Raw genomic sequence first — 16798 nt, forward strand, 5'->3', positions numbered from 1 at the left:
ATTAAGATGGCCTTATTCGATGGTTTTTTAGGGAAAATAATGATTTTTTTGACCGCTGTTTTAATCTTATTTTGATTAGTAAAATTGCAGAGAAAAGAAAAAGCCTACAATAAATGTAAGCTTTTTTTGGGGTTAAAATATGGAAGATTAATTCGATGAGATAAGTATTTTTAGCTTATCTTTTATGCGAATTAACTTATCTCGTTGGGGGTTATGTGAGTCACAATGATCAAGGATATACTCCAGAGTACTAATTACTGTGCGCCATCTTGGTGTCTTTGGTAGAGTTTCAACTCGTAGATACTTATCAAGGGTACGTGTTTGTAAGGTACTTCTATCTAAGTAAACTCGCCATAATCCACTTTCTTCAGCAAGAGTATATTTTGTTTGCCCAGTACCTTCTTCCCAATATGTTAATCCTGATATCATGCCATCAACAATAAGCTCTCTCATTATTATGCCTTTATCTTCTTTATTTTCATTTGCCTTATTAGCAAGCTGAGCGATGTCACCTCCAACTAATGATAAAGAATCTAGCTTTTGTTTATCGCCTTCAAATGCAAACGCTGAGAGCGCTTCTACTGCATTTTCTAAGTCATGAATACGTTGCTCGCTGGCTTCATGTGTATGACTTACGATAAGCATTAATGAAAGACCTGATTCAGCAGGCAAATGCAGAAGATCTGCATTTATTTGCTCAATACTTCCATCAATGTATACATCGATGTTGCCTCTATAATTCTGTTTGTTTTCAATTAAGCTTCTTTTCGCAATAAGTTCATCTATCGTATAGCGAGACAGTTGCTCTTCGGTTCGTTGGAATAACTTAGCAGCAGATTGATTTACATATTGGATATAGCCATCATTTTTAGCACAGATAATCGCTTCATGAGCATGATTAAGCTGTTCGAGAATATGACCTTGAGTTTCTAATAAACTGGCTTCAATTTTCTCTCTGTGGCGTATCTCTTGTTGTAAGCGCCCATTTTCGTTAAGGAATACCTCGGCCTGACTTGCTTGAAGGTGTGCTTTAATTCGGGCTGCTAATTCTTGTTTATTAAACGGTTTACTTAAATAATCATTTGCTCCTGACTCAAATCCTCTAATACGGTCTTGAGTTTGGTTTAGTGCGGTGAGCATTATGATTGGGAGTTGTGAATGGTCATATTGCTGTCTTAATGACTGACATACTTCATAACCGCTCATTCCTGGCATCATGACGTCAAGAAGAAGTAATTCGGGTTTCTCTTCTTGTAATACTTGTAAGGTTTCAGGCCCGTCATTTGCTGTTTTAATGCGATACCCTTCTAATCTTAAAAAGCTGCTTAATACTTGAAGGTTCACCGGTTCATCATCAGCAACAAGTAATAAAGGACCATTAGGATTCTCCGGTGATTTTTCTGCTAATTCGTCTAAATTATATTCTAATATTTCAGGTGTTTGATAATGAGCAATATCGTCTTTAGAGAATTGCTTGTGTTGTTGGATTTGTTCTTTTGTAGCTAAAGGGATCGTGAAGCTAAATGTCGCTCCAACCATAGGTTGGCTGCTTACATATAAAGAGCCTCCCATCAATTCAATTAACTGACGACTAATAGATAAGCCAAGTCCTGACCCCTGACGGTAACGGTTAGAATCATGGCCTGCTTGTATTAAGGGCTCAAATATATGTTCTAATTCATCCGCTGGGATCCCATGACCAGTATCTACGACTTGAACACGTAAAAATTGATCAACAACGCTTGCTGATATAACAATCTTACCTTCTGAAGTGTACTTAATCGCATTACCAATTAAGTTATATAATACCTGTTCAAGTCGTTGTTCATCTGCGTAAACGAAAGGTAATGATTTATCGACTTGGTTGATAATACGAATCGATTTATGACCGAGTAAATGCTGTGATAATTCAAGAACTAAGCTTGTTGCAGAAGAAAGGTCGGCAACATGACGATTAATATCTAAATTACCATGGCGCATCTTATGGTAATCCAATAAATCATTAACAAGGTTTGTTAATCGTTGACCACTATTAATAATGATCTCTAATTGGTGTTTATGAGATGCAGATATCGGCCCATTAGCACCAGTATAAAGTGCTTCTGCAATGCCTACCATACCATGTAAAGGCGTTCTTAATTCATGGGATGTGGTCGCTAGAAATTCATCTTTTAACTTATCTGCGGCTTCTAATTCGCTATTTTTGTTTTGGATAACCGTTAAGTTTACTTCAAGCTCTTCATTTTGAGCTTTAATGAGTTGAATTTTCTCTCTAATAGAGCGCTGCATACGAGCAAAGCTTACCGCAAGGCGACCAATTTCATCTTTTCTATCGGTACTGATCATATCTTGATCAAGATCTCCGGCAGATACTCGTTCTGCTGCCCAAGTTAACCTTAATAAGGGAGCAGTTATGGAGTTTGATAAGAAATGAGAGGCTATAACAACACTTACAATCGCAATGATCATAGCAATAATAAAAATCTGTTCTAATTGCTGTATGCGAGCGAAAGCTTCTTTTTCTGGTAGCTCTATAGATAAGCCCCACGTATGGCCATCTATATTAATTGCAGTAAAAGCGGCCAGTACTTTTTGCCCGTTTTTATCCATAAAACTGCCAACATCGGTTTTTCCGGATAATGCGGCAGCCATATTTTTAGATAAGTTTTTATTGGTATCGCTACTACTAATACGCGAATAAGAGTCTTCACCAACAAAATAGGTTTTAGTTGATGTATTTTCTTTCGTGTTATCTAAAAGGTGAGTAAGCCCAGTATTTGGTAATTTGAATAGCACGAAACTATGTAAATAGCCTTGCTGGACAATGGGGGCTGCAAACCATGAAATACTCTCACCATTAACATAAGAGAAGTCTGAAAATATTACGGGTATATTGTCTTTGTTTTTAGAGTCTTCAACCATGGTTCGTACCTGGCTGTAGGTTTTCTCTAATGTGGTTCCTTTATATTTACCAGTAAGTAAATTAGTTCCGTAGTTATCTTCTTTTTTTGTTGAATAGACAACATTGCCATTAATATCAACGAGTAATATGTCTGTAAAATCAGAACGTTTGAGTAATTCTTGATAGGCCCAATGATAACGTTTATGCAGGAGGCGATAGCGTTCACTACCAATGTATGAGTCTGATTCAGGCAAAATACTGGTACGAATTTTATCTCCCGAACCTTCTATATATCGTAATTGAGCATTTTTTCTTGCGTTTTCTATCGAGGTTCCCAAACTAGGGAATGCACTAATTAAACCGTAGAATCGTCCACCACTTGCATTAGCTAATTCTGAGCGTGCAAAACCTAATACTTCAGACTCTCTGGCCTTAAAGTAATTGCTAACTTGTTGTTCTTTATTATCTCGCAATGAAACAAGGTGAGCGGTACTTTGTGTCGCTAGATCTTGGCTATGAGATTGTAGAAAGAAAATAGCGATGATTGAAAGTGGCGTAATACTTAACACGAGGAATGCAAGCATTAACGTATTTTGAAGACGTTTAAAGTGTTGTTTTTTTTCCATTTTAAGGCCTAATCTGCACTGTTATCCATTCAGCGAAATTGACACAATTAACGTGTCAGTAAACGTATGTTGGTGGATTTTAACGAGAAACTCTGTTGCCTCTTATACGTAAATTACGTTAAAAATCAAGCAACAGAGCCCCAAAGTGCGGCGGTAGGCAATAATTATTTTTGAGCTGAATAGATTTTGAATTTATTATTCTTAGCTAATGTTTCACAATGCCCAAACGCTTTTTCAATAATTGGGGGGTATTGTAAAAAGCTATTTGCGACTAAAATTAACTGACCTTGATGGGTTAAGTTTTGTGGTGCTTTCTCAAGTAACTCCTCGGTTGAAGAATAATGTGTTTTTAATCCGGCATGAAACGGTGGATTACTTACGATAAATTGATAGTTTTCTTTTGTATTTGAATATACATCGCTAGCAAATACATGACCTTCTAAGTCATTTGCTTTTAATGTCTCAATAGAGGAAGCAATGGCAAGAGCACTGATATCAACCATATCTAAATGGATTTTAGGGTTGAGTGTTTTCATTACTGAACCTAAAACCCCAGCGCCACAGCCAAAATCTAGAACATGACCGCGTAAGTTAGGTAATGTTTGCAGTAATAATTCAGATCCTTTATCAAATTCACCATGGCTAAATACACCTGGTAAGCTTCTTACTTCTATTGTGTGGTTTTCAAACTGAACTTGATATTCTTTAAACCAATCTTGCAGGGTAAAAGTAGGAACATTTTCTGTACATTGTCCCCAATAAAAGCTGCATCGGCGAGCTGAATCAAATTTATTCATTGGCCCTAAATCGGCAAACATTTTTTCAATGCTTTTAACACCACTTCTATTCTCACCCACGACAACAATCTCAGTATCTTTACCTAGCTTTGCCAGCAGCATTGTTAGTAAGTACTCAGCCTCAGCTTTTGCTTTGGGCCAATAAAGTAAAATCATATCAGCATTGGTTTCTTCTACTAACTCTGCGCCGAAATAGCATTTGATAGAATGATGTTCTGAAAATTGCTGATAGTAAGCATAGTTGGTAGTAAAGATAGATGTAGAAGCACAATGCTTATCTAGCTCAAGAGGAAAGTCATCGATAAGTTCACCAGCAATGAGAACATGTTTACCTTCAAAATAGGCAAGTTGACGTTGAGTGATTTGACTTGGAGCAGAGTAAGACATAATGGCCTCGAAAGAATACAAAAACTGGCGAGATTGTCCCACAAAGGAAGAGGAAGGAAAAGAAAAGTAAGAGGCTGTTTATATGAGTAAATAAATACAGCCTCTACTTAATAGAATTTAAAGCTTTAATTCTTATCTTGTTGGTCTAAAAATGATTTAAATTCAGTCTCATACATATTAAAAAGAACTAAAGTTAATGCAAAGATAATTGGGCCATAAATTAAGCCAATTAAACCATATAGGTGAATACCACCTAATAAAGAGAAGAAAATAAGTAACGTATTCATACCAGAGTTGCCTTGCATTAATAACGGTCGAACGATGTTATCAATTGAACCAACGACTAATACTCCCCAAGCGGTTAAGAAAATGGCCCACTCCCACTGGTTCGTTAATAATAGATAAATTGTTGCAGGAACCCAAATAAGAGCAGTACCAACAACTGGGATAAAGGAAGCAAATCCCATCATGGTTCCCCAAAATAAGCCTGGAAAACCGGCTAACCACATCGCAAAACCACCAGCTAAGCCTTGCGCAATAGCTGTTAAAAAGGAACCAAGAATAGCGGATTTTGATACTTCTTCAATTTCGTCCAGTAAGCGATCTTCTTGACTTCTTGACAGAGGAAGAACATGGCGAAAAGCTGAAATAATTTTATCTTGATCGCGTAATAAAAAGAAAAGAACAAACAGCATTAAGAAGAAATTCATTAAGACATTCGTTACGTCACCAAGAATTTGAGCACTAACACCAACGACTTTCGTGCCGACCTGAGATGCTAATTGAGCGACTTTTTGAGTTATTTCATTTGGGTCAATCGCATCAAAAGGTAAGTGCTTATTAATGAATGCGAGAATTTGGGAAACAACAGGATGTTCAAATAGAGTTTGAACGCCACCTTCTGTTACCCAATGATAAGCGTCTTTAGAAAAAGTAGCGCCTTGCTGGACTATTGCAACAAAGACAAAAAATAGGGGGATTGCAATAATAAAGGTAAGTGCTGTACAAGATAAAATGGCAGCACTGTTTGGGCTGTTTGGTAATTTCTCACTGAGTTTATTATGTAAAGGTGCAAATAAGAGAGACATAATAAAGGCGAGAATAATCGGGTTTAAATAGGGCTGAATTAATAGAAAACACGCATAACCAGCAGCAAGTAAAGCTGCAATTAAAACCCAATGGCTAGAATTTAGTTTATTGAAATGAGACACATTCTTCCCTTATGATGCGGTAAGCTATTTATAAATAATGATGGTAAGTTAAGTTATATAGGTACTTGGGTAGCTTAGCAAGAATAATGGAGAGTAAAAATGGGCTGTTGTGATAAAGAGACGTGTAGTAATAAAAAAAGAAAATTACCAATTATGTCTATAATTGTTGTGGGGTTGGGGATATTAGTGATGTATTTTTGGCAATAAAAATGGCCTCTCTAAGAGATAGAGAAGCCATTATTTAGTCAATTACTTTGTATTTATTTAGCTTCAGAAGCCATTTTTGCAAAGCTGCGATCTGCTGCTTCTAACGTTGCTTCTATTTCTTTTGGCCCGTGAGCTAAAGAGGTAAAGCCTGCTTCAAAGGCTGAAGGAGCAAGGTAAACACCGTGCGTCAGCATTAGATTGAAGAAACGTTTGAATTGTTCGATATCGCATTTAGTTACGTCTTCGTAAGTGGTTACTGTTTCTTGATCAGTAAAGAAGAAACCAAACATGCCGCCAACGTAATTTACTACCATTGGGATACCGTGTTTATTTGCTAGTTCTTTCAAGCCTAGTGCTAATTGTTTAGTTGCACTTGCAAGGCGTTTTTCATTGCCTTCTTCTGTAAGTACTTTCAAACAAGCAAAACCTGCCGCCATCGCGACTGGGTTTCCTGAAAGTGTCCCAGCTTGGTATACCGGACCAGTAGGTGCGATGTATTGCATTACATCTTTACGGCCACCAAAAGCACCAACTGGCATACCGCCACCGATAACTTTACCTAAACAAGTTAGATCCGGCTTAATATTGTAATAGCCTTGAGCACAATTCTCAGCAACACGGAAGCCAGTCATTACTTCATCAAAAATTAATAGAGCGCCTTCAGCGTCACAGATTTCACGAAGACCTTCATGGAATCCTTCAACTGGTGGAATGCAATTCATGTTACCAGCGACTGGTTCAACAATAATACAAGCAATTTCACCTTTGTTAGCGGCAAACATTTCACGCACAGAGTCCAAGTTATTGAACGTTGCAGTTAGTGTGTATTTAGCAAAGTCGGCAGGCACGCCAGGTGAGCTTGGTTGACCAAGAGTTAGTGCACCAGAGCCAGCTTTTACTAATAAGCTGTCTGCATGGCCGTGGTAACAACCTTCAAATTTCATGATCTTGTCACGGCCAGTATAACCACGAGCAAGACGAATGGCGCTCATGGTTGCTTCTGTGCCAGAACTTACCATACGCACTTGTTCCATTGATGGAACTAACTCAGAAACAAGTTCAGCCATGTCAATTTCAGTCTCTGTTGGAGCACCGAAACTTAAACCACGCTGTGCTGCAGAGATAACTGCTTCACGAATAGCAGCATGGTTATGACCAAGGATCATTGGACCCCAAGAGCCAACATAATCAATATAAGCTTTACCATCGGCATCAAAAATTAATGGGCCATCGGCACGCTCAACAAAAATTGGTGAACCACCAACGCCAGCAAAAGCACGAACAGGTGAATTAACGCCACCAGGAATTTTTTCTTGCGCCTTTGCAAATAGTTCTGCTGATTTGGTCATTACTTATATCCTCATAGTAATCAATTGGACCAGTTGGTGGTTATTGTACCTAAATTGAATCAGAATGCTTGAGTTGATCGTATTAATCCCCATCTAATAAGTAAATAATCGTGTTGAATGAGAGATGACTGGCGTTGTTTAGTACGATGGAAGTATTGAATACTTGAATGAAACAGTCAGGTATTAGATAATCAGAATTAAAATAGAATTGGAAACCAATCTTGAGAGGTTTAAATGAGTGATGTATCTGTGCCGTTAACGTTTTCTGATGTTGCAGCAGCAAAAGTAAAAACGTTAATAGCAGAAGAAGAAAATCCAAATCTAAAACTACGTGTTTATATTACAGGTGGTGGTTGTAGCGGTTTCCAATACGGATTTACTTTTGATGAAGACGTAAATGAAGGCGATATGACGCTTGTAAATGATGGCGTAACATTGGTAGTTGACCCTATGAGTTTACAATATCTAATTGGCGGTGTTGTTGATTATACGGAAGGCTTGGAAGGCTCTCGTTTCTTTATCAATAATCCTAACGCAACAACTACGTGTGGTTGTGGGGCGTCATTCAGTGTTTAACTGCTGATATTAAAGGGCAAGTGGACAGTTTCCCACTTCCCTTTTTTTATTTAATTTATGTATAAAGGTTTATTAGTTCCACAGTAAATTAGGATGTATTACTGTTTATCTACCTCTAAAGCACTAAGGATTGTTGCTATGGGTAAATACACACCTGCTTTTTTTTCCTATCTTATTCATCGACCATGGATAATTTCATTTTTTTTATTTCTAAGCTTATTTTTATGGATAATGAGCGGCCCTTCTCATGCTGAAGATTCAGAAATAAAACAACCGAGTCCAACACTTAATGTTCCTTTGGCTAAAGTCATTGTTGAGCACTTTCAGTCAATACCCACTTATAAAACCATTTCTCTTTATGGTAGAACCGCTCCTGATCGTAAAACGACCTTAGGTGCTCAAGTCGCGGCTCAAATTGAAACATTTCTAGTAAAAAAGGGGGAACGAGTAAAAAAACATCAACCTATTGCCCACCTAGATATGGCAGATCTAGACTTACAACTAAGCCAAGTAAAAGCGATTTATTCGGTTCGTTTAAAAGAATTTAATGCAGCGAAACAACTTCGTCGTAAAGGTTTGCAAGGAGATGTCGCTTTTAGTAAAGCTCAAGCATCTTTAGCTGAAGCTAAAGCGAGAGTTAGAAATGCGGAACTCATTCTAAAGAACACCACGATTACGGCACCATTTGATGGTGTTGTTGAGCATCTTTTTGTTGAGGTTGGTGATTTTGTTAGTCGTGGCGATCCTGTTGCAAAAGTTGTCGTTCTAGATCCTCTTGTTATTGAAGTCAATGTCAGCGAAAGACATATTGAGCAATTAGTGAAAGATCAAAAAGCAGAAGTGATTTTTATTAATGATACGTCTATAGAGGGATATGTTCGATATATATCAAGGGTTTCTTCTTCATCAACAAATACATTCGCTGTCGAAATAGAAATTCCTAATCTAGGTGCTCAAATTTTTGCTGGAATGAGTGCTGAAGTCGTTATTAATCTTGCACTTCAACCTGCAATAAAGGTTTCACCTGCAATGCTTGCGTTAAATGAAGGTGGAGATTTAGGTGTAAAAACGGTGATTCAAAGTGAAGGTAATTCAAAGAGCGATCTACGTGTTAAGTTTGTTCCTATTCAGTTAGTCAAAGCAGAGGATGATGGTATTTGGTTAACAGGCCTTGGTGATGATGTTGATATCATTACGGTTGGACAAGGATTTGTCCGTGATGGTGATTTTATTCACGCTCAACAAAAATAGGGAAGTCATATGTTAGCTATTATTAATGCAGTATTGAGTCGTTCTCGAACCATGCTACTACTACTGGTATTACTGCTTATTGCTGGTATCTCGATGTATATTGTCATCCCAAAAGAATCGAATCCCGACATTACTATACCTATTATTTACGTCTCTATGAGTCATCAGGGGATTTCACCTGAAGATTCAGAACGTTTGCTCGTTCGTCCTATGGAGCAAGAATTACGCTCTATTGAAGGTATTAAGGAAATGACTTCAGTCGCTGGTGAGGGACACGGTTCGGTAACTCTGGAATTTAATGTTGGAACGGATTTAGATAAGGCATTAACTGATGTAAGGGATGCGGTTGATTTGGTTAAACCCGATTTACCTGAAGAAAGTGATGAGCCAACGGTAAATGAAGTCACTTTAGCGGCTGAGCAAGCTGTGCTTTCTGTGGTGTTGTATGGCACGGTACCAGAGCGAACAACGGTTCAAATTGCTCGTCAGTTACGAGATAAATTAGAAAGTTATAAACAGATTTTAGAAGTGAATATTGCTGGTGACCGAGAAGATGTTGTTGAAATTATTGTTGATCCTCTCTTGCTTGAAAGTTATGGATTAGATCAAGCTGCAATTTATAATCTTATTGCATTAAATAACCGAGTAGTTGCCGCTGGATTTGTTGATACCGGTTATGGCAGATTTTCTGTAAAAGTTCCTTCAGTTTTTGATTCACTGAAAGACGTCTTAGAGTTACCAATTAAAGTTGATGGCAAGCAAGTTGTCACATTTGGGGATATTGCGATCGTTCGTAAAGCTTTTCGAGACCCAAATAGCTATGCGCGTTTAAATGGCGAAAAAGCGATTGTTCTCGATATTAAAAAACGCTCTGGTGAGAATATTATAGAGACGGTCGAGATAGTAAAAGCCGTTTTAGCAGAAGCTCAAGAATTAGATTATTGGCCAAACAATCTGTTAGTTAAGTACACATGGGACGAATCAAAAGACGTTAAGATAATGCTTAATGATCTGCAAAATAACATTCTATCTGCCATCTTATTAGTCGTGATTGTTATTATTGCTATTTTGGGAGCAAGAACTGCCCTGCTTGTTGGAATATCTATCCCAGGTTCTTTTTTAACTGGATTATTAGTACTGGCGTTGTTTGGATTAACTATCAATATTGTCGTATTGTTTTCTCTTATTATGGCCGTTGGAATGTTGGTTGATGGTGCTATTGTTGTTACCGAATATGCAGATAGAAGAATGCAAGAAGGCGTGCATAGGGTAGAAGCCTATCGAGAAGCTGCTCAACGAATGGCGTGGCCAATCACCGCATCTACAGCAACAACATTAGCTGCTTTTGCTCCTTTATTATTTTGGCCAGATATCACTGGCGAATTCATGAAATACCTACCACTTACGTTGATAGCGACATTAAGTGCTTCTTTATTTATGGCACTATTATTTGTTCCTGTATTAGGAAGTTTGTTTGGTAAACCTCAGCAAGTACTACCTAAGAAAAAAGAGAAGCTATATGCCTTGAGCCAAGGCGATTATAGTAAGGCAGAAGGGATTACTAAGCTTTATTTTCATACTCTCTCTATTGCATTAAAGCACCCATTTAAGATCTTATCCCTTGCTATTATATTCTCAATTGGTATTGGATTTACTTATGCTAAAGCTGGCTTAGGTGTGGTTTTTTTCCCAGATGTTGATCCCCCTTTTTTAACCATAAAAGTTCGATCTCATGGTGATCTTTCTATTAATGAAAAAGATAAGTTAATGGTTGAAGTTCAGGATCATATTTTAGGAATGAATGAGTTAGATAGTGTTTATACTCGAACGGGCGGAGATGATGAGATTGGGCAAATACAGATCACCCCTGTAGATTGGCAATACCGTCGACCAGTAAAAGATATTATCGAAGATTTAAGGATACAGACAAAGGATATTGCGGGAATCGAATTAGAGTTTAGCACACCGAATGCTGGCCCCCCAAATGAGCATGATTTAGTGATAGAGCTTAGTGCTCGTAACGGGAATGATTTGAACCAAGCAGTTAAACAGGTAAGGTCTTGGGTTGATGGTGACGCAGGTTTTACTAATGTCAGTGATACCTCAAACAAGCAAGGCATTGATTGGAAAATTGATATTCGCAGAGATGATGCCGCTCGTTTTGGGGCAGATGCAACTCTTGTAGGTAATACGGTTCAATTTGTTACTAATGGTCTGAAGATTGGTGACTACTTGCCAGATGATAATGATGAACAAGTTGATATTTTAGTTCGTTTTCCTGAAGAACATCGAGATATTGGCCGTTTTGACGAGTTAAGAGTAAAAACAGCATTGGGCTTAGTGCCTATTACTAATTTTGCTAGAGTTATTCCTACTCATAAGCAAGATACAATTCATCGTATTGATGGGCATCGAATTTTAACGGTTAAAGCTGATATGAGTGAAGGTTATAACCTAAGTATTGAGTTACCTAAAATTGAATCAGCACTTGCTGCTTTAGGTTTACCTGAAGGTGTTGAGTTTAAATTAAGAGGACAGAATGAAGAGCAAAATAATTCAGCAGCGTTTCTTCAGAATGCTTTTATCGTCGCATTAGCGGTAATGGCGATAATTCTAGTCACTCAATTCAATAGTTTTTATCAAGCGTTTTTGATTTTAAGCGCTGTTCTATTTTCTACAGTTGGAGTGTTTGCGGGTTTACTTATATTTCAACGTCCTTTTGGCATAATTATGTCAGGGATAGGGGTTATATCCTTAGCGGGGATCGTTGTTAATAATAATATCGTACTTATTGATACCTACAATACTTTACGTAAAGAAGGGCTCGAAAAGGTAGATGCCATATTACGTACAGGGATTCAACGTTTAAGACCAGTATTACTTACAACAGTAACGACGATATTAGGTTTAATGCCTATGGTGCTTGAAATGAATATTGATTTAGTTAATCAAAAAGTTGAGTTTGGAGCACCAAGTACACAGTGGTGGTCTCAATTAGCAACAGCTGTTGCCGGAGGATTAGCATTTGCTACTGTATTAACTTTGGTATTAACGCCATGTCTATTAATGCTTGGAAGAGATAAATATATAAAAAGAAGCCACTAAAAGATATGCCCCAATGAATATTGTAATCATTAGGGCATTATGATGATTTATTGTTTAGTGAGTAATTACAGGATGATTTCCTACAATAAATTCGCTGTATTGTTCTAATTGTTTTAAGCGTTCTTTAGCAATAACTTCAAACTCTTTTTTATCGTTACCAGTTAATGATTTCGATTGAGGTAAAGAGACGGTTCGTGCATCTTTATGAACACCGTTTACTAAAAATTCATAATGTAAATGTGGACCTGTTACTCGGCCTGTTCCACCAAGTGTACCAACAGTATCACCTTGTTTCACTCGCTGACCTGCTTTGACATAACGTTTAGTCATGTGTAGGTATTTAGTAATATAAGTATTACTGTGGCGAATAAAAACGTAATTACCATTAAATTGGTTATAGCCAGCTTTATCTACTACACCATCACCAGCAGCCCAAATAGGAGTACCAACAGGAGCAACATAATCCGTTCCTCTATGTGCTTTTCTTTGACCTGTTACAGGGTGTAAGCGACGAGGATTAAAGTTAGAGCTTACATAACGGAAATTGATTGGTGAACGTAAAAAAGCTTTTTTCATTGCACGACCATTTGGCTCATAGAAATTGCCGTTTTTATCATTACGAATAGCAGTAAAAGTATCTCCGCGATTAGTAAATGATGCAGCAATGATATTCCCTTTTCCAGCATATTCGCCTTCGACGTACTTTTCTTCATAAAGAACTTTAAAGTTATCACCTTCTCGGATATCTAATGCAAAGTCGATATCCCAACCAAAAATGCCCGCTAGCTCCATTATTTGGTTTGCGTTTAAGCCTGCACCAATAGAAGCATTCCAAAAGTTAGAGGTAATGATTGCTTTGGTATAATTCAGTTGAGTTTCTATTTCTTGTTTTTCAAATAAGCCAAAATAACTATCGCCTATCTTACTAATGCGGTAGGTCTCAAATTTACTGATAGGACGGATAAGCTGAACGATCTCTTGCTCTTGATTAAAGCCAAACTTTAATTTATCACCAGGACGGAGACGAGTTAGCTGTTGTTCAATCTCTTTATCACTGCTTGTTAAATCGTAAAGTTGGCGAGCGGTTAAGCCAACTCGACTGAATAAGACTGATGCACTTTCCCCAGGTTTTACGGTGTAGGTTTCCCAAGAAAGCTGCTTGTTCTTTTCGGTTGTTTCATGCGAAATAAGAGATTCTTGACGGATCTCTATAGGGTAGCTTTGACCAATTGATAGTTTGTAAAACCCAGAGTCGGGTGCGACAGTATCGGGTATTGTAGCGATTGTTGCCGCTATACCAGCACTACAAATACCAATAAGAATGCGATGAATTACAGGAATGCGAGTTAATTTAGATAATATCATTCGATTAGGTAGTAAATATTGAATACAAATAACAACATAGAAGTGTAGCCTGTTTTACGGTTAACTACTATGAAACGAGGTTATAGTTAAAGCTTGGTCACCTTTTTTCTAATAAAAGTTCAATAAATCGACAAGCTCAAAGAACGTGGGTGAACAGGCAGTTGCTCCCCTGCCTGTTTCGCTGTTATTTATTCAATGCAAATGTAGGTAAAGAAAGATGCCAGCGAATTGCAGCTAATCGAATGACTAGTGTAGTCGCAACCCCCATAAGCATAGCGGTTGAACTCTGAACATTAAATTCGAGAGCAGAGGTGTGAACAATACCACCTAAAATACAAGCAGTAGCATAAACTTCACTTCTTAATACCATAGGAACTTCACGAGCAAGTACATCTCGAATTATTCCACCGCCACAACCGGTAATAACCCCCATAATTACAGCCACCATAGGATCTGCATTGTATTTTAGTGCTTTTTCAACACCGATCCCGACAAAAACGGCTAATCCAATAGCATCGGATACTGGTAAAACATACCAAGGAAGGCGTTTAGGTTTTCTGATGATTAACATGGTTAAAATGCAGGTAACAAAAATGACTAATAAATAGTTTGTATCATTAATCCAGAAAACAGGGGTAGCACCAAGTGCCATATCTCGAATCGTACCACCACCGATAGCGGTAACACTCGCAAGTACTGTGACGCCAAAAGGGTCCATTTTTAACCGTCCTGCTAATAACACTCCTGAAATAGCAAAGATGGCGGTGCCGAACATATCAATTATATAGATTAACATCTTGTCCTCTATGACTTACTGCATGATGTTGTTGAGAGTACAGTTATAAACCATGTTTGATTATAACCATCAGAGTGCTTTGAAGGATTAGCCAGATAGCTATTCTCCAACTTAAAAAACGATGTATTTGTGCTAAATGAATCGCAGAAGGTGCGATTTTTCCTCCAAGTTTTGGCCTACTGATTTTCTTGCCCTGATAAATAACAGGACCGCCCATAGAAAGCTCAAATTTTTTGCCGATAATGATAAGTAGCCATGCATTATTTTTATTTGACCAGCTTTTTTTCTGTTGTTTAAGTGCATGAAGAGCAATTTGAAAATGTTTCCCTAAAAGGCATAAAAGGCTAAAAATCTTTAAAGGAATAAAATCTAGAATAGTTTGAATGGTTAATGCAGGAATACCAAATGGCCTAAATGTATCTCTTGACGGTGACCAAGCACGAGCTAATTCTAAAGATAAGCGATAAATAAAAGCCCCGATCCCTCCAGCAATACCATACCAGAACAGCACGCCAATTACGGTTCGTGCATAACCTAAAACCATTGTCTCTGCACTTGCTTTACCTAAGCCTAAAAGGGAAAGTGGTTCAACATCTCTATTTAACCAAGGCATTAAAATCGTTTTTGCTTCTTTTTTATCTTCTTGGTTTATTGCTTGTATCGTATTTTTACAAAGTTTTTCGACACCTCGCCATTCCAAGGAAATTAAAAGTAATCCTAGATTAAATAATGGCAGGTTCCAGATGAGAGGTAATGCAGCAATATAAACAATAATGGTAGGGGTAATCATTAACGCCCAAGCAAGCGAGCCAGAAATTAAACGTTGTTGATAAGATCGAGCAGTATTTACCTTTGTGGAGAGTAACTCTGCGAATTTACGCCAAATAGTCATTGGGTGAGCGTGAGCTGGAATAGGTAAGAGTAAATGAAATAATAAAGCCCCCCATAAAACTAATAGGGAGTAATCTGCAATCAATAAAGAGAATTTATCAAGCATGAATGTATATAACTATAGTCAAAAGGAAAAATATCGAACTAACTAATCTTAGCTAGTTCGATAAAGGGGGCAATTATTTTAACAATGCAACCATCTTAATCACCATTTCTGATGAACTTTGTGCAGCAAGAGGTAAAAATTCTTCAAAACTCATTGGTGATTCTTTATCTGCTACATCAGAAATTGCACGAACAACGACAAATGGTACTTCAAATTGATGACAAGTTTGAGCAATTGCAGACGCTTCCATTTCCACAGCAATAACAGAAGGGAAATGAGAACGAATAAACGCTTGGCGTTCAGGAGTGCATACAAAAGCATCACCAGTACAAATCAAACCACGAACAGCGTGTTTATTTTCCATTTGTGTTAATGCTTGCTCTGCCACAGACATTAGTTTTTCATCTGCAATAAAAGCCGCTGGTTGCTGTGCCATTTGTCCCATTTCGTAACCAAAAGCAGTAACGTCTGCATCATGGTGACGAACTTCTGTTGAGATAACTACGTCACCTAAGCTTAATGATGAGTCGAAACCACCCGCAGAACCAGTATTAAATACAAGATCTACATTATGATCAGAAATTAACAAGGTAGTACCTACTGCTGCTGCAACTTTACCAATGCCTGATTGCAATAGAACAACATCAGTTCCTGAAAGTGTACCAGTATGAAACGTACAACCTGCCTTTATAGTTGTTGTTAATCCTTCAATTTGTTCTTTAAGGATGGCAACTTCTTGTTCCATTGCACCGATAATGCCGATTTTCATGTGTGTATCTCGATAAAAGTTTGAATAGAAAATGATTGTAACATAGCTATTAAAGAGTGAGGAGCTAAGAGTAATTAGGTTAATCACGTATAAAAAGGTATTTTTAGTTTGATATTCCCCCGTATTGTTTAATTATCATTCGAACGATATTTTTTTTAATAAAAAGCCTTGCACGAAAATCTGAATTGCCTATACTGCGCATCCACTGACACGGAGCGAGTGATTCAAATCACAGTTTGCCTTGTTAGTTTGCTCTTTAAAAATTTGAAACCTATTAATCTGTGTGGGCACTTGTGAGTTGATAATCACTAGTTTGCTTTTACTTCTCGAAGTAAGACAAACAAAATAATCAATGAACTGAGTGACTACACAAAATTACTTTTATGTAACAATCAGTATTAATCATTGAGCCGGTTTTGTTTCTGCTTCTCTTTACGGAAAAGCCAGAGCAACCAAAAAA

General features: G+C 37.6%; 11 protein-coding genes. 3 read left to right on the plus strand and 8 right to left on the minus strand.

Annotated features, from left to right (window positions below):
• Window positions 1-147 precede the first annotated feature (147 nt).
• The 4 genes from BTO23_RS00475 to hemL all read right to left on the minus strand — a co-directional run bounded on the left by BTO23_RS00475 (window position 148) and on the right by hemL (window position 7479).
• Window positions 148-3528 (minus strand): response regulator, encoded by a 3381-nt coding sequence (locus tag BTO23_RS00475; protein ID WP_105062789.1) that lies wholly within the window; start codon window positions 3526-3528, stop codon window positions 148-150.
• 164 nt (window positions 3529-3692) lie between these two features.
• Window positions 3693-4712 (minus strand): 16S rRNA (guanine(1207)-N(2))-methyltransferase RsmC, encoded by a 1020-nt coding sequence (rsmC, locus tag BTO23_RS00480; RefSeq protein WP_061030648.1) that lies wholly within the window; start codon window positions 4710-4712, stop codon window positions 3693-3695.
• A 125-nt stretch (window positions 4713-4837) separates the two neighbouring features.
• Complete coding sequence (locus tag BTO23_RS00485; protein WP_060994142.1) at window positions 4838-5923, minus strand: AI-2E family transporter; 1086 nt, start codon at window positions 5921-5923, stop codon at window positions 4838-4840.
• A 260-nt stretch (window positions 5924-6183) separates the two neighbouring features.
• Window positions 6184-7479 carry a glutamate-1-semialdehyde 2,1-aminomutase gene (gene hemL, locus BTO23_RS00490; RefSeq protein WP_060994141.1) on the minus strand — a complete coding sequence of 432 codons (1296 nt, stop codon included), beginning with the start codon at window positions 7477-7479 and terminating at the stop codon, window positions 6184-6186.
• Window positions 7480-7713: 234 nt separating this feature from the next.
• On the opposite strand from hemL, the gene erpA reads away from it, so the two are divergent.
• From erpA to BTO23_RS00505, 3 genes are all read left to right on the plus strand, one after another.
• A complete protein-coding gene (gene erpA / locus BTO23_RS00495) occupies window positions 7714-8055 on the plus strand; it encodes an iron-sulfur cluster insertion protein ErpA (RefSeq protein ID WP_045101254.1) in 342 nt (113 codons plus the stop codon).
• A gap of 138 nt (window positions 8056-8193) precedes the next feature.
• Window positions 8194-9306, plus strand: a complete 1113-nt coding sequence (locus BTO23_RS00500; protein WP_060994140.1) for an efflux RND transporter periplasmic adaptor subunit — start codon at window positions 8194-8196, stop codon at window positions 9304-9306.
• 9 nt (window positions 9307-9315) lie between these two features.
• A complete protein-coding gene (locus BTO23_RS00505) occupies window positions 9316-12411 on the plus strand; it encodes an efflux RND transporter permease subunit (RefSeq protein WP_105062790.1) in 3096 nt (1031 codons plus the stop codon).
• A 54-nt stretch (window positions 12412-12465) separates the two neighbouring features.
• Here the strand turns inward: BTO23_RS00505 and shyC are convergent, their stop codons facing one another.
• From shyC to mtnN, 4 genes are all read right to left on the minus strand, one after another.
• Window positions 12466-13773 (minus strand): peptidoglycan DD-endopeptidase ShyC, encoded by a 1308-nt coding sequence (shyC, locus tag BTO23_RS00510; RefSeq protein ID WP_211295921.1) that lies wholly within the window; start codon window positions 13771-13773, stop codon window positions 12466-12468.
• 187 nt (window positions 13774-13960) lie between these two features.
• The gene (locus tag BTO23_RS00515) at window positions 13961-14572 is read right to left on the minus strand and encodes a TRIC cation channel family protein (protein ID WP_061005861.1); all 612 of its coding nucleotides are present in this window, start codon (window positions 14570-14572) and stop codon (window positions 13961-13963) included.
• A 43-nt stretch (window positions 14573-14615) separates the two neighbouring features.
• Window positions 14616-15569, minus strand: a complete 954-nt coding sequence (locus BTO23_RS00520) for a cobalamin biosynthesis family protein (protein WP_105062792.1) — start codon at window positions 15567-15569, stop codon at window positions 14616-14618.
• Between the two features lie 73 nt (window positions 15570-15642).
• Window positions 15643-16338 (minus strand): 5'-methylthioadenosine/S-adenosylhomocysteine nucleosidase, encoded by a 696-nt coding sequence (mtnN, locus tag BTO23_RS00525; RefSeq protein ID WP_105062793.1) that lies wholly within the window; start codon window positions 16336-16338, stop codon window positions 15643-15645.
• Window positions 16339-16798: the final 460 nt, after the last annotated feature.

Origin of the sequence: Aliivibrio sifiae (assembly GCF_002954715.1) — a bacterium.
Lineage (GTDB): Bacteria > Pseudomonadota > Gammaproteobacteria > Enterobacterales > Vibrionaceae > Aliivibrio > Aliivibrio sifiae.

Coding starts and splice junctions, on each gene's coding strand:
- BTO23_RS00475 (WP_105062789.1), bottom strand. CDS start 3,528: ATGGAAAAAAAACAACACTTTAAACGTCTTCAAAATACGTTAATGCTT.
- rsmC (WP_061030648.1), bottom strand. CDS start 4,712: ATGTCTTACTCTGCTCCAAGTCAAATCACTCAACGTCAACTTGCCTAT.
- hemL (WP_060994141.1), bottom strand. CDS start 7,479: ATGACCAAATCAGCAGAACTATTTGCAAAGGCGCAAGAAAAAATTCCT.
- erpA (WP_045101254.1), top strand. CDS start 7,714: ATGAGTGATGTATCTGTGCCGTTAACGTTTTCTGATGTTGCAGCAGCA.
- BTO23_RS00500 (WP_060994140.1), top strand. CDS start 8,194: ATGGGTAAATACACACCTGCTTTTTTTTCCTATCTTATTCATCGACCA.
- BTO23_RS00505 (WP_105062790.1), top strand. CDS start 9,316: ATGTTAGCTATTATTAATGCAGTATTGAGTCGTTCTCGAACCATGCTA.
- BTO23_RS00515 (WP_061005861.1), bottom strand. CDS start 14,572: ATGTTAATCTATATAATTGATATGTTCGGCACCGCCATCTTTGCTATT.
- BTO23_RS00520 (WP_105062792.1), bottom strand. CDS start 15,569: ATGCTTGATAAATTCTCTTTATTGATTGCAGATTACTCCCTATTAGTT.
- mtnN (WP_105062793.1), bottom strand. CDS start 16,338: ATGAAAATCGGCATTATCGGTGCAATGGAACAAGAAGTTGCCATCCTT.